15 protein-coding genes are annotated in these 13,221 nt (G+C 72.5%); 8 read left to right on the top strand and 7 right to left on the bottom strand.

Annotation, left to right across the window (positions count from 1 at the left end):
- Positions 1–3: 3 nt before the first annotated feature.
- Complete coding sequence (locus tag OG439_RS28180; RefSeq protein WP_326943828.1) at positions 4–474, bottom strand: CorA family divalent cation transporter; 471 nt, start codon at positions 472–474, stop codon at positions 4–6.
- 230 nt (positions 475–704) lie between these two features.
- Between OG439_RS28180 and OG439_RS28185 the strand changes: the two genes are divergently transcribed.
- Genes OG439_RS28185 through OG439_RS28210 form a run of 6 tightly spaced genes read left to right on the top strand, consistent with a single transcriptional unit; the run spans position 705 to position 6,705 of the window.
- The gene (locus OG439_RS28185) at positions 705–1,559 is read left to right on the top strand and encodes an STAS domain-containing protein (RefSeq protein WP_326943829.1); all 855 of its coding nucleotides are present in this window, start codon (positions 705–707) and stop codon (positions 1,557–1,559) included.
- On the top strand, positions 1,559–1,969 hold the full coding sequence (locus OG439_RS28190; RefSeq protein ID WP_326943830.1) for an STAS domain-containing protein: 411 nt from the start codon (positions 1,559–1,561) through the stop codon (positions 1,967–1,969). The genes OG439_RS28185 and OG439_RS28190 overlap by 1 nt, the downstream gene beginning before the upstream one ends.
- The gene (locus tag OG439_RS28195; RefSeq protein ID WP_326943831.1) at positions 1,966–2,376 is read left to right on the top strand and encodes an anti-sigma regulatory factor; all 411 of its coding nucleotides are present in this window, start codon (positions 1,966–1,968) and stop codon (positions 2,374–2,376) included. Before OG439_RS28190 ends, OG439_RS28195 begins: the two co-directional genes overlap by 4 nt.
- Positions 2,373–3,404 carry a SpoIIE family protein phosphatase gene (locus OG439_RS28200; protein ID WP_326943832.1) on the top strand — a complete coding sequence of 344 codons (1,032 nt, stop codon included), beginning with the start codon at positions 2,373–2,375 and terminating at the stop codon, positions 3,402–3,404. Before OG439_RS28195 ends, OG439_RS28200 begins: the two co-directional genes overlap by 4 nt.
- Positions 3,401–5,161 carry an ATP-binding protein gene (locus OG439_RS28205; protein WP_326943833.1) on the top strand — a complete coding sequence of 587 codons (1,761 nt, stop codon included), beginning with the start codon at positions 3,401–3,403 and terminating at the stop codon, positions 5,159–5,161. The genes OG439_RS28200 and OG439_RS28205 overlap by 4 nt, the downstream gene beginning before the upstream one ends.
- Positions 5,158–6,705 (top strand): fused response regulator/phosphatase, encoded by a 1,548-nt coding sequence (locus OG439_RS28210; protein ID WP_326943834.1) that lies wholly within the window; start codon positions 5,158–5,160, stop codon positions 6,703–6,705. The genes OG439_RS28205 and OG439_RS28210 overlap by 4 nt, the downstream gene beginning before the upstream one ends.
- Positions 6,706–6,709: 4 nt before the next feature.
- Here the strand turns inward: OG439_RS28210 and OG439_RS28215 are convergent, their stop codons facing one another.
- Positions 6,710–6,874, bottom strand: a complete 165-nt coding sequence (locus OG439_RS28215) for a hypothetical protein (RefSeq protein ID WP_326943835.1) — start codon at positions 6,872–6,874, stop codon at positions 6,710–6,712.
- 212 nt (positions 6,875–7,086) lie between these two features.
- A complete protein-coding gene (locus OG439_RS28220) occupies positions 7,087–8,037 on the bottom strand; it encodes a methanogen output domain 1-containing protein (protein ID WP_326943836.1) in 951 nt (316 codons plus the stop codon).
- A gap of 165 nt (positions 8,038–8,202) precedes the next feature.
- Between OG439_RS28220 and OG439_RS28225 the strand changes: the two genes are divergently transcribed.
- Entirely contained in the window at positions 8,203–8,565 is a 363-nt protein-coding gene (locus OG439_RS28225; RefSeq protein ID WP_247056443.1) for an STAS domain-containing protein, read from the top strand.
- A 51-nt stretch (positions 8,566–8,616) separates the two neighbouring features.
- Here OG439_RS28225 and OG439_RS28230 read toward each other — a convergent pair whose 3' ends face one another.
- Positions 8,617–9,114 (bottom strand): hypothetical protein, encoded by a 498-nt coding sequence (locus tag OG439_RS28230; RefSeq protein WP_326943837.1) that lies wholly within the window; start codon positions 9,112–9,114, stop codon positions 8,617–8,619.
- 133 nt (positions 9,115–9,247) lie between these two features.
- Positions 9,248–9,832 carry a nitroreductase family protein gene (locus OG439_RS28235; protein WP_326943838.1) on the bottom strand — a complete coding sequence of 195 codons (585 nt, stop codon included), beginning with the start codon at positions 9,830–9,832 and terminating at the stop codon, positions 9,248–9,250.
- A 125-nt stretch (positions 9,833–9,957) separates the two neighbouring features.
- On the opposite strand from OG439_RS28235, the gene OG439_RS28240 reads away from it, so the two are divergent.
- Positions 9,958–10,698 (top strand): nitronate monooxygenase, encoded by a 741-nt coding sequence (locus OG439_RS28240; RefSeq protein ID WP_326943839.1) that lies wholly within the window; start codon positions 9,958–9,960, stop codon positions 10,696–10,698.
- Between the two features lie 45 nt (positions 10,699–10,743).
- On the opposite strand, the gene OG439_RS28245 is transcribed toward OG439_RS28240, so the two are convergent.
- Both OG439_RS28245 and OG439_RS28250 read right to left on the bottom strand, forming a co-directional pair.
- Positions 10,744–11,685 (bottom strand): hypothetical protein, encoded by a 942-nt coding sequence (locus OG439_RS28245; protein WP_326943840.1) that lies wholly within the window; start codon positions 11,683–11,685, stop codon positions 10,744–10,746.
- Positions 11,686–11,870: 185 nt separating this feature from the next.
- The gene (locus OG439_RS28250; RefSeq protein ID WP_326943841.1) at positions 11,871–13,199 is read right to left on the bottom strand and encodes a serine/threonine-protein kinase; all 1,329 of its coding nucleotides are present in this window, start codon (positions 13,197–13,199) and stop codon (positions 11,871–11,873) included.
- Positions 13,200–13,221: the final 22 nt, after the last annotated feature.

A 13,221-nucleotide genomic window follows, 5' to 3' on the forward strand; every position in this document is an offset into this window, starting at 1 on the left:
CCGTCAGAGCCGGTCGCGACGGCGGAAAATACCGAACAGCAACGCCGACAACAGCACGATCGCGAGCGTCGACATCCGGAAACCGAGCGAGCTCCCGCTGCCCGGATACGGCACGTTCTGGCCGAAGAAGCCGGTCACCGCGGTCGGGACGGCGATCACCGCGGCCCAGCCCGTCACCTTCTTCATGATCAGGTTGAGCCGGTTGCTCTGCAGGTTCAGCTGCGTCTCGCGAATCGTGGAAACCAGCTCCCGCAACGACTCCGTCCACTCCGACGCGCGCAGCACGTGGTCGTAGACGTCCTGGAAGTACGGCGCGGTCGCCTCGTCGAAGAACGGCTGGTGCTCGTGGACGGCGTCCTCCACGGCCAGGCGGTGCAGCCCGGACTCCGCCGTCAGCGCGGCGAGGTCCGCTTCCGTCGGCTCGCACAGGTCGACCCACACGGTCGTGTCCTCGTCGGCGAGGAAATCCGACACCTGCTCGACCGGAAACCCTCCTCCTTCGGTTCGCCGCCGCGGTAGGCCCTGGTCATCGTCATTTCCCCGGATTACCCCGGTGCCGCGCCGATCACACCGCTCCCCTTTCGTGAATAGTGCACCAACTGCGGTGCGCGGGTACCCCCATCGGGATTACCCCTCGCGACGGGAAACCCGGCCGGGGCCACCGGCTACTGTCAGCACCACAAGTGACGTCGCAAGGAGAAACCGTGGTAGCGGAAAGCGGGCCGGTCCACCGGCTGGCCGAGGTGTTCGAAACGGACCGCGACCGGCTGGTCGGCCGCTGGGCCGAGCTGGCCGGGTCGGCGTTGCGCGGGCGGCTGACGACCACCGAGCTCGAGCGTGACCTGCGCGAGCTGTACACCGCGATCGCCGCCGTGATCACCCTGGACGGTGGTCTGGACCGGTCCGAGTTCACCGAGCTCAAGGCGCAGCTGGCCGACCTCTCCCGCAGCCGGGCCCGCCAGGGTTTCAGCCCGTCCGAGACCGCCGCGGGCGTCTTCGCCCTCAAGCAGGCCGTGTCCGAGCTGACCGAGAACGCCGCCGACCCCCAGGTGTTCCGCGAGGTGCTGGCGTTTTCCTCCTTGCTGGACACGCTCGGGCTGTGGACGTTCGAGACCTACGCCGCCGCCCGCGAGGAGATCATCCGGGAGCAGTCCGAGCAGCTGCTCGAGCTGACCACGCCGGTGGTCAAGCTCTGGGAAGGCGTGCTGGCCGTGCCGCTGGTCGGCACCCTGGACTCCGCGCGCACCCAGGTCGTGATGGAGAAGCTGCTGGAGGCGCTGGTCGAGACCGGCTCGGAGCACGCGATCGTCGACATCACCGGCGTGCTGGCCGTCGACACCCAGGTCGCCCAGCACCTGCTCAAGACCGTCGTGGCGGCCCGGCTGATGGGCGCCGAATGCATCATCTCGGGCATCCGGCCGCAGATCGCGCAGACGATCGTGGCGCTCGGGATCGAGTTCGGCGACATCACCACCAAGGCCACGCTGGCCGACGCGCTCCGCCACGCCCTGCAGCGCGACGGCGTCGTCGTGACCCGTTCCCGCGAGCGGACGCGCTGATGGACCGGGTCCCCATCCTGAAGATCGGCGACATGCTGCTGGTCTCCATCCAGATCGACCTGCAGGACCAGAGCGTGCTGGCCCTGCAGGAGGATCTCGCGGAGAAGATCAGTGCGACCGGCGCGTCCGGGGTGGTCATCGACATCTCCGCGGTCGAGATCGTCGACTCGTTCATCGGCCGGATGTTCGCGACCATCGCGTCGCTGTCGAAGCTGTTCGACGCCGAGACCGTCGTCGTCGGCATGCGCCCGGCCGTGGCGATCACCCTGGTCGAGCTGGGCCTGACGCTGGGTGGCGTGCGCACGGCGCTCGACCTCGAGCGCGGGATCAAGGTGCTCGACTCCCTCGCCGCCCGGCGCGCCGGGACCACGGCCGGCCCGGACGAGGAACCCGTTCCGGTGACGGGATGACCGACCCCGGCAGAACGGACGAGCAGGTGATCCGGGCGGACGAGGACGTCGTCCGCGTCCGCCAGCTCGTGCGCGCCTACGCGCTGGAGGTCAAGCTGTCCCTGGTGGACCAGACCAAGCTGGTCACCGCGACCAGCGAGCTCGCGCGCAACACCCTGATCTACGGCGGTGGCGGGACGGCCCGCGTCGAGGAGATCACCGACGGCCGCCGCAAGGGCGTCCGGGCGCACTTCCACGACGACGGCCCCGGCATCCCGGACGTCACCGTCGCCCTGGCCGACGGCTGGAGCAGCGGCAAGGGCATGGGCCTCGGGCTCGGCGGCGCGAAGCGCCTGGTGGACCAGTTCGACCTGGACACCGAGGTCGGCCGCGGGACGGACATCACCGTCGTCAAGTGGGCGCGATGACCACCGCCGGTTCTCTCCCGGTCACCGAGGACTTCGCCTGGCTCCGGGTCGAGGACGAGACGGCGCACGGCCGGGCCCGGCGCGCCGCCGCCACGCTCGCCGGTCAGCTCGGCTTCGGCGAGGTCCGGGTGGCCGAGATCGGGCTGGCCGTCACCGAGCTCGCGACGAACCTCACCAAGCACGCCGTCGAAGGCGTCGTGGTCGTCCGGTCCGTCCGGGGCGTCAGCGAGGCCGCCGTCGAGGTCGTCGCGATCGACCGCGGCCCCGGCATGGCCGACGCCGTCGCCGCCGGCCAGGACGGCGAGTCCACCGCCGGCACGCTCGGGATCGGCATGGGGGCCGTGCGCCGGCTCGCCGACGTGGCCTCGGTGCTCTCCGAGCCCGGCCACGGCACCGTCGTCACCGCGCGGTTCCACCCCAAGCGCGGCCCGCTCGCCGAGATCCCCGAGACCGGCTTCGCCGGGATCACCCGGCCGATCGGCGGCGAAGAAGTCTGCGGCGACGCCTACGCTGTGCACCACGAGCCCGGCCGGCTCCGGCTGATGATGTGTGACGGATCGGGCCACGGCCCGCTGGCGGCCGCGGCGTCCCGCGCCGCCGCCGACGTTTTCCGCGAGCACGCGACCGAGCCGCCGGAGGCAGTGGTGAAGCACATCCACGAGGCCCTGCGCCGGACCCGAGGCGGCGCGGTCGCGGTCGCGGACGTCGACACCGCGGCCGGCACCGTCCGGTTCGCCGGCCTGGGCAACATCGCCGGCTGCGTCGTGGCCGGCGGGCGCAAGCAGGGCATGATCTCCGCACCCGGCGTCGCCGGGCACCAGGCCCGCACGATCCGCGCGTTCGACTACCCGCTGCCGCCCGGCTCGACGGTGGTCCTGCACTCCGACGGCCTCACCGAGCGGTGGAGCGTCGACGGCCGCGAACGGCTGTTCGCCGCCACTCCCCTGGCGATCGCGGCGGCGCTGCTGCGCGACGCCGGGATCCGCCACGACGACGCCGGCGTGCTGGTCGGCAAGCCCCGCCCATGACCACCCGGCAGCGCGACGAGCTGATCCGGTTGCCGGTCGGCGCGGAGCCGGACGTCTTCACGATCCGCCGGTGCGGCCGCGAAGTGGCCGAAGCGGTGGGCCTGGAGAGCCAGGACCAGATCCGGGTCGCCACCGTGCTCAGCGACATCGGGCGTGACCTCGTCCACGCCGGGGTGCAGGCCACCGTCCGGTTCCTCCTCAAGGACGCGCCGCCCGCGCTCGTCGTCGAGTTCGGCTGGCCCGGCGGCCCGGCCGACGCTGTGCTCAGGTCCGGCCGGGCCACCGCGGACCGGCTGATGGACGACGTGCGCGTCACCCGCGAGGCGGACCGCAACGTCGTCGCGCTGCACAAGCTGCGCTCCCCCGCGGCGAAGACGCCCACGGCCGCCGACCTCGACCGGCTGCGCGAAGCACTGGCGCTGCGCGGGGTGAGCACCCCGATGGACGAGCTGCGGGCGCAGAACCAGGAGCTGATCGAAACCCTGGAGAGCCTCGAAGCGAAGAGCCAGGAGCTGATGCGGGTCAACGAGGAGCTCGAAGAGACCAACCACGGGGTCGTCGCGCTGTACAAGGAACTCTCCGAAGAGCTGGAGGAAACGAACCGCGGGGTCGTCGCCCTCTACGCCGAGCTGAACGAGAAGTCGAGCCAGCTCAAGGCGGCCAGCGAGGCGAAGACCCGGTTCTGGTCGAACATCAGCCACGAGCTGCGGGCGCCGATCAACTCCGTCATCGGCCTCGCCCGGCTGCTGACCGGCCCCGGCGCGGATCCGCTCACCGACGACCAGCGCCGTCAGGTGAGCCTGGTCAACGACGCCGGGTCGACGCTGCTTTCCCTGGTCAACGAGCTGCTCGACACCGCGAAGGCCGAGTCCGGCCGGCTGGTCGCGCAGCCGACCCAGGTCGACCTGACCGCCGTCTGCCTCCAGCTGCGGGGCGCCCTGCGCTCGACGGTGACCTCGCCCGAGGTCAAGCTGGTGATCGAAGACCCCGGCCCGGAACCGCAGCTGGTCACCGACGAGACGATGCTCGTCCGCATCCTGCGCAACCTGCTGTCCAACAGCCTCAAGTTCACCGAGCGCGGCGAGGTCCGGCTGCGGATCGACGCCGACGCCGGCGACGTCCGGTTCACCGTCACCGACACCGGCATCGGCATCCCGGCCGACCAGCAGGACCGCGTCTTCGAGGAGTTCCACCAGGTCCACAACGACCTGCAGGCAGGCGCCCCGGGCACCGGGCTCGGCCTGCCGTACGCGCGCCGGCTCGCGGAGATCCTGGGCGGTGGCCTGACGCTGGCCAGCGAGCACGGGTCGGGCACCACCGTCGTGCTCCGGCTGCCGCGGCCCGACCCGAGCCGGCCCTCGCCCGCCCGCGTCGACTCACTGCTGATCGTGGACGACGACGCCGACTTCCGGGACCGGCTCGCCCGGCTGGTCCACGGCGTCGCCGCCGACGTCCGGCACGCCGCGGACGGGCGGGAGGCCATCGAAGCCCTCGACGAGCACCGGCCGGGCCTGATCTTCCTCGACCTGCTCATGCCCGGGATGAACGGCAAGGAGGTGCTCCAGGTGCTGCGGGAGAAACCCGGCCTGCGGGACATCCCGGTCGTCGTGGTCACCTCGTCGCCGCCGGACGGGCTGGACCTGACCGGGGCCGGCCTCCGCGCGGGCCTGCTGCTCAAGTCGCAGGTCACGCCGGAAACCCTCCGGCTCGCCATCGGTGAAGCGTTCGCGGTCGTGGCCCGGGCGGTGACCGCATGAGCACCCCCGGCGAAACCGGCCGGGCCAGCATCCTGGTCGTCGACGACCTCGAGGCCAGCCGGTACCTGACCAGCAGCTGGCTGCGCCGCAACGGCTACCGCGTCACCGAGGCCCGCACCGGCCGGGAGGCGCTGACCGCCATCGCCGCCGAGGAGCTGGACATCGTCCTGCTGGACGTCAACCTGCCGGACATGAGCGGGTTCGACATCTGCGAGCGGATCAAGGGCGACCCGCGCACGGCCGCGATGCCGGTGATCCACATCTCCGCCACGGCCATCGAGGTCGAGGACCGCACCACCGGCCTCGACCGCGGCGCGGACGGGTACCTGATCGAGCCGGTCGACCCCGGTGAGCTGGTGGCCACCGTCGAGGCCGCCCTGCGGTACTACCGGGCCCGGACCCACGCCGAACGGCTGGCGCTGCGGCTGGGCCGGCTGACCCGCGCCACCCTCGCGATGAACAGCGCCCGCACGTTCGACGACGTCCTCGCCGCGGCCGCCACCGGGGCGGCGACGATCTTCGAGGGCCCGGCCTCGGTCGTCAGCGCGAGCCACCGCGGCCAGGTGCGCTCCGCCACCACCGAGGACGCCGCCGAGGTCCCGGTCGTCCACGCGGACACCCCGCGCGCGCTGGAGCAGGCCACCAAGGCGGTGGCCGCCGACGCGCCGGCGTCCTCGGTCTTCCCGTCACCGGACGGGCTTTCGCTGGTGGCGCTGGTCTACCCGAACCCGTCGCGGCTGCCCGTCGCGATCACCGTGGCGGCGCGCGGGATCAAGTCCGAGGACGACCGCAACCTGCTGCTGCAGCTGGGCCAGGCGACCGCGCTGGCGTGCGAGGCGATGCGGACGTTCTCCGAAGAGCACCAGCTCGCGCTGACGCTGCAGCAGAGCCTGCTGCCCCGCGAGCTCCCGGCCCGGCCCGAGCTGGAGATGGCCGCGCGCTACGCCCCCGCGAGCGACAACGCGGAGATCGGCGGCGACTTCTACGAGGTCTCCGACATCGGCGGCCGCCTGCTGATCGCGGTCGGCGACGTCGTCGGGCACTCCATCGAGGCGGCCACGGTGATGGGCGAGGTGCGGCACGCCCTGCGCGCGTACGCGGTGGAGGGGCACGGACCGGTCGAGATCCTGGACCTGCTGGACGCCATGCTGCGCCGCTACCACCCGCGCAGCCTCACCACGCTCTGCCTGGTCGTGCTGGACCCCGCGTCGGGCGCGCTGGAGATCGCCAGCGCGGGCCACATCCCGCCCCTGCTGGCCGACGCGGCCGGGGCCCGGTACGTCGAGGTCGCGGGGCCCCTGCTCGGCATCGGCCTGCCCCGCCCGCCGGCGACAGCCCTGACCCTCGACCGCGGCACGCTGGTGCTGCTGGTCACGGACGGCCTGATCGAGCGCCGAGGCAGCGTCATCGACGACGGCATGGACCTGCTCCGCACGGCGGTCACCCACGACGCGGAGCTGGAGACGCTGTGCGACACGCTGCTGGACCGCTTCGGCGAAGCCGCGGAGGACGACATCGCGCTGCTGGCCTTCCGGCGGCGGTGAGGAGTCAGGCGCTCGCGGTGTAGCGGTGCGCGTTCTCCGCCTTCGCCGCCGCCGCGCCCAGGTGGACCACCACCCGGCACTGCGGATCGCCGACCGCGATGCGCTCCTCCAGCGTCACCGCCGACTCGCCGACGTTGCGGGCCGCGATGCCGCCGAGACCCGGGGCCACCGCCTCGATCCCCGGCGGCGGTGAGAGGTCAGGCGGTCGCGGTGTAGCGATGCGCGTTTTCCGCCTTCTTCGCCGCCCCACCCAAGGTGGACTACCACTCGGCACTGCGGTCGCCCACTGCGATGCGCTCCTCCAGTGTCACCGTCGACGCGGGCCGCGATGCCGCCAAGACCCGGGGCCACCGCCTCGATCCCCGGCGCCGCGCCGAGTGGTCAGGCGCTCGCGGTGTAGCGGTGCGCGTTCTCCGCCTTCGCCGCCGCCGCGCCCAGGTGGACCACCACCCGGCACTGCGGATCGCCGACCGCGATGCGCTCCTCCAGCGTCACCGCCGACTCGCCGACGTTGCGGGCCGCGATGCCGCCGAACACCGACGACGTCATGCGGCACAACGACGGCGACTGGCGCACCGCCGCGCCGAACGGGCAGTCGGAGTTGACGAACACCAGGCGGTCGCCGGTGATCTCGACGACCTGGAACGTGCCGCCGATCGCCGCCTTCAGCCGGACCAGGCACTCGGCGATCTGCTCGGGCGCCAGCTGGGCCGCCTGCGTGGCGATGGCGTCGCGGTACTCCTGCTCCATCTGGCCGCCGATGTCGGCCGCGACCTGGGCGATCGCGCGCTGCGCGGCTTCCGGGCCCTGCTGCTGCTCGACGGCCGTCGACAACTGGACGACCAGGGCGCGCAGGAAGCTTTCGCGGCCGAACCCGCCCTCGGGGCGGGCCTCGGACATGGCGGGCAGCGGGCTGACGCGGCGCGCGGGCAGGTCGAGCGTCAGCTCCACCGGCCGGACCACGGGCAGCACCGACCGCACGAACTTCCCGCCGGCGCGCTTCGCGGCCACCGCGAGCTCGGAGGAGAACTGCGACACGAGCCACAGGCCACGCCCGCGGTACTGCTCCGCCGTCGGCGCCTCCCGCGGCAGCGTGAACGCCTCACCCATGTCGTGCACTTCGAGCACCGGCCGGACCTCGGTCCACTGGAGCGACACCCAGATGTCGCCGCGGCCGTGGTCGTAGGCGTTCGCGAGCAGCTCCGCGACGATCAACGCGGCGTCGTCGATCTGCTCGGCCTGGTCCACCGCGTGGCGGCTGAGGTAGGCGGTGATCTCGCGGCGCAGCAGCGACGCGGAGGCGCGGTCCTGCCGGTCAAGGAACCAATCCACGCCAGGACCTCCTCAGTCGCCGCCTCCACACGGTACGCGGCTTCGCGGCCTCCGGAGCGGCGCCGCCGACGGCCCCGGCTGCTACGGTCGTGTCAATACGGTTGAGACACCAGCCGTGGTCCCGTCATGCGTGATCCCGCGCTGACCCCCCGGAGGAGTCCACCCGTGATCGAAGGCCCGCCAGCCCGCGTCAACTTCGCGCTCGAGCTGACGTCCACCGGCGCCGCGACGGTGCTGAAGGCGGCCGGCGAGATCGACGCGTCCGTCTCCGGCGAGCTGCGCGACCGCCTGGCGACGGCGATCGAGTCCGGGACCCCGGTGATCGCCGACCTGACCGACGTGACGTTCTGCGACTCCACCGGATTGACGGCACTGATCCACGCCCACCGCGCCGCCGACGCGGCCGGCACGAGGTTCGTCCTCGTCACCCGCCAGCGCGCGGTGTTGAGGCCGATCTCCCTGCTGGGACTGGCCGACATGCTGGAGATCCACCCGGACGTCGAAGCCGCCCGAGCGGCCGTCGGCTGAGCGGGGTGACCCCAGGCCGCGCCGCCGGGGGATACGGCGCGGCCCGCGGGGTCAGCGGACGGCTTTCCTCGCGTTGATGTAGGCGCTCGACGGGGCCAGGAACGAGAACACCACGCCGATCACCGCGGCGACGACGCTCACGTACGTGACCCACGTGCTCTGGCCGACCAGGACCGACAGGACCTGGAGCACCGTGATCACCGTCAGCACGATGCGGGCCCAGTTGCGGCCGGCGCGGAGCTTGAACGCGAACAGCAGGTACAGCAGCGCGATCACGACCGCGATCACCACCGCCACGACCAGGCCGATGGTCACCGCCTGGTCGATCTGCGCCTCGGTCAGGCCGGTGCCGTTCTGCCTGCTGGCGTCGCGGGTGGCGGTGGTCAGGGCGTCTCTGTTGCCGAAGACCAGGATGCCGCCGATCAGGCTGACCACAGTGGAGGCGATGAACGCCCAGAACGAGACCTCGATGGTGCTCGGCCGGGCCGGGGCGGCGGCGCTCGAAGCGGATGGGTCGGACGAAGCCGGATAACTCGGGTATTCGCTCATGGGATCAATTTGGCACGGCCGTTTGGCCCTCGCTAGCTGAATGCGAAAGGCCGACTCGACCGGCGCAACCGGACCCCGGAAAGCGACGGCGGCGACACGGGCCGCTACGGATTCCACGGTCCGGATCCGAGCGTCAGCTCCAGTGGCCGCGGTGCACGACGTCGGCCGGCGGCTTCCGGCGCCGCTTGAACCGCTCCCGGTCGACCGGGACGGTCTCCGCCGGGTACCCGATGGCGATGGCGCCGATCGGCTCCTGGTCGTCCGGCACGCCGTACAGCGCGCGGAACGGCGCCACCTGCTCGGGGACGATCCCGAAGTACAGCGCGCCCAGGCCCTCGTCGACGGCGGTCTGCAGGATCAGCAGCGCCGCCATCCCGGTGTCGATGTGCCAGAACGGCACCGGCCACCGCGACTCGTCGCGGTCGGTCCAGCCCTTGTCCGGTTCGGCGTAGCGGTCCAGGTACACCCGCTTGCACGACAGCGGCACGATCACCAGCGGCGCGGTGCGCACCGAGTCCTGGACGGCGTCCAGGCCCACCGCCCAGAAGCGCTCGAGCGCGTCGCCTTCGAGGACCAGGAACGCCTGTCCCTGCGAGAACCCGGCGGACGGACCGCGCGTGGCGTTGTCGAGGAGGCGCTCCAGGCTCCCGGCGGGCACCGGCTCCGGGCCGAACTCCCGGACCATGCGCCGACGCCGTACCACGTCTTGGAAATCCATGGTGGCGACTCTAGCGAAACCCGTTCGGAGAGGGCCGCTTTATTGGTCCAGACCAGGATGCGGCATCCTCGGTCAGAGGCGCCGGCGGCCGCCGGTGTCGAAGTCATCGATCTGCGAGGAGGATCGTGCACGACGCGAACAGACCGGTGAACACCCCCTGGCTGGTGGCCGGCGGGGTCTCCTTCACCTCCCGGCTGATCGTCGGGATCGAGCAGTACGCCGACCCCCGGCTCGTCGCCGACGTCCTGGCCGCCGGCGGCTGCGACGTCTTCATCACCACCTACGACCCCACCGGGGACCGGGCGAGCCTGCTGCTCTCGGACCTCGACGAGGCGATGGACCTCACCCGGTACGGCTGGATCGGGACGACCTCGTTCGCCTACTCGGCCGGGGAAGCGGTGGACACCGCGAAGAAACTGCGTGACGCGTTCGGCATCGAGGTGATCAAGCTGGACGTCCGCACGCCGGACAACCTGCCCGACGGCGAACCCACCGTGGCCGCGGCGAAAACCCTGATCGGCGACGGGTTTTCGGTGCTGCCGTTCATCCGGCCCGACGCCGGCCTGGCGAAGCAGCTGGTCGACCTCGGCGCCGTGGCGCTGCGTGTGATGGCGTCACCGGTGGCGAGCGCGCGGGGCGTCCTCGACCCGGACGCCGTGCGGGCCGTGATCGAAACCGTCGACGTCCCGGTCGTCGCCGAGGGCGGGCTCGGTACTCCCGAACAAGTCTCGGAAGCGCTGGCGCTCGGGGCGGACGCGGTGCTCGTCAACACCGCGATCGCGATCGCGCGGGACAGCCCCGCCACCGCGGCGGCCATGCGCCGCGCCGTCGACGCCGCGCTGCTGACCGAGCCGGCCGGCACCTGAGTCCACACTGGACGGCGTCCCGCCAGGCGCTGTCCACTGTGGACTTCAGTACTCGGCCGTGGTCCGGCGGGCCGTCACCAGCAGCAGCGCCACCGCGACGGCCACCAGCACCGTCTGCTCGATGATCGCCACCACACCCTGGCCGATCGCGGTGTTGAGGCCGACCCAGCAGTACGTCAGCAGGGTGCCCGCCGCCGGCGCGAACGCCGGTGGGTTCAGGGCCCGCACGACCACCGCGGCCACCACGACCAGCGCCAGCATCAACGCGGCCAGCAGCCACGGCGAGATCGACTCCCAGCGTTCCAGCAGCTGCACGCCCGTGCCGGCGACCAGGCCGACCGCGAACCCGGCCCAGCGGTTGCCCTTCGGCGCGTCACGCGGCGGCTTGCGGAAGCCGCGGATCGCCAGCACCACCAGCCCCACCACGATCAGGCCGGCCACGATCAGCTGGGCCGGCGCCGACATGAACGGCGCGGGCCCGACCAGCAGCGAGATCAGGAACTCGGCGGCGCAGCCGAGGACGAACACGACCGACCAGAACGCCAGGCCCAGCTTGCCCAGCCACGGTTCCCGCCCGAACAGCGCCTCGGTGATCGCGATCGGCGTGCCCATGCTCCACACGACGTGCAGCGTCAGCACGTACACCGTCCACGGCGCGCCGATCCCGAGCGCCGGGATGTGCCCGGCGTCGAGCACGCGGATGCCGAGGTAGTCCGGGTTGAACAGCGACTGCGTCAGCAGGCCTTCTTCGAGCAGGCCGAACGCGAGGCTCAGCGTGAGGATGGTCGGCCAGCCGCGGTTGAGGTGCCGGGCGATCTCGCGGATGAGCAGCGCGCCACTGCCGTAGAAGGCGACGAACATGCCGAACTGGCCGAACTGCTGCCCGGGTCGCGGGGTGCCGCTGAGGTACTGGTCGCCGAGCAGGAACTCGGCGACGAACGGGGACAGTGCCACCAGGAGGAGGGCCGCAGCCAGACGTCGCGCCATGCCCCCATGCTCCCGGTAACCGTCCGGACGCGCTCGGCGATCCCGGCCTCCGACGGCCACGAGTTTCCGCGCACCCACGTGAGCCCGGCCACACGTCCGGCGAACGTCCGTGAATGCCACATCGAGGGACCTAGTGTCCGTGAATGTGGCATTCACGGACTTCGGCCTGCCCGGCGGCGGCGGCGCTACCGGGCTTTGGCCTTGCCCGAGGGGATCGCCTTGGTCGCGTGCTTCAGCGGGGTGTGGTGGCGGACCCCGCGGTGCGGGCCGCGGGTCGCGGTCGACGTCACCGTGGTCATCGACGGCGGGGGTGCCTGGACGGCCGCCGCGGTGCCGCCGGACGGCGCTTTCCCCTCGCCCGGCGGGGAAACCACGTCCGAACCGACCGGGGTGAGGATCACGATGGACGACGGCGCCGGGGCGAACGACGTGGCCGGGATCCGGCCGGGGTCGGGGTAGGACGGCGAGTGCAGGCTGTCGGTCACCCGGCCGCTGCCCGTCACCAGCGCGACCAGCACCAGCCCGGCGGCCACCGGCGACAGGACGGCCGCCGCGACCACGCCGCGCTTGCGACGGGACGCGGGCAGCGAAGGCGGTGTCACCAGGCCGGACGGCAGCGGCTCGGACGGCGACGACTCGGACGAAGCCGACGACGGTGACGAGACCCCCGACAGCGCCCGCACGACCTCGGCGGCGGTCGGGCGCAACGCCGGGTCGCGGGCCGTCATCAGGTGCAGCACCTGGGAAAGCTCGTCCGGCAGGCCTTCCGGGATGCGGGGTTGCCTGCTCAGCCGGGCGAGCGCGGCCTCGACACGCGGGCCGGCGTACTCGCGCTCGGCCGTCACGGCTTCGATGAGCACGAGGCCCAGCGCGTAGACGTCGGCGGGTGGGCCCACGGGCTCGCCGAGGACCTGTTCCGGCGCCATGTACGCCGCGGTCCCGGCGACCGAGCCGACCGCCGTGACGCGCGTGGTGTCCAGCAGGTACGCGACGCCGAAGTCGGTGATCATCGCGCCGTCCGCGCCCAGCAGCACGTTGCCCGGCTTGAGATCGCGGTGGATGACGCCACGCTCGTGCACGTGGGCCAGCGCGTCGGCCAGCCGCCGGGCCGCGGCCGTGATCTCGTCGAGGCCGAGCGGGCCGGTGAGCAGGCGCTCGGCCAGGTCCTCGCCCTCGACGAGCTGCACCACGAGGTACGCGCGGCCGTCTTCCAGGCCGGCGTCGTGCAGGCCGACGACCCCCGGGTGGTCGAGACCCTGCAGGATCGCCGTTTCGCGGGCGCGGCGGGGGCCGAGGGTGGCGGCGTTGCGGTGGAACAGCTTGACGGCGCATTCGGTGCCGGCGTCGCGGTCGCGGGCCCGGTAGACGCGGGCGGTGCCGCCGCTGCCGAGCAGCTCGCCCAGCTCGTAGCGGTCACCGACCACCGCGGGCGCGCGGCCCGTGTCGGCCTCGGTTTCGAGCGGGTTCAGGAACCGCCGCTCGGTCACGAGGTCGTACCGGCCCGCACCTTCCATCGCCTCCGACCCCCCAGCACGC

The organism is Amycolatopsis sp. NBC_01307 (assembly GCF_035975215.1).
In the GTDB taxonomy this organism is placed as follows: Bacteria; Actinomycetota; Actinomycetes; order Mycobacteriales; family Pseudonocardiaceae; genus Amycolatopsis.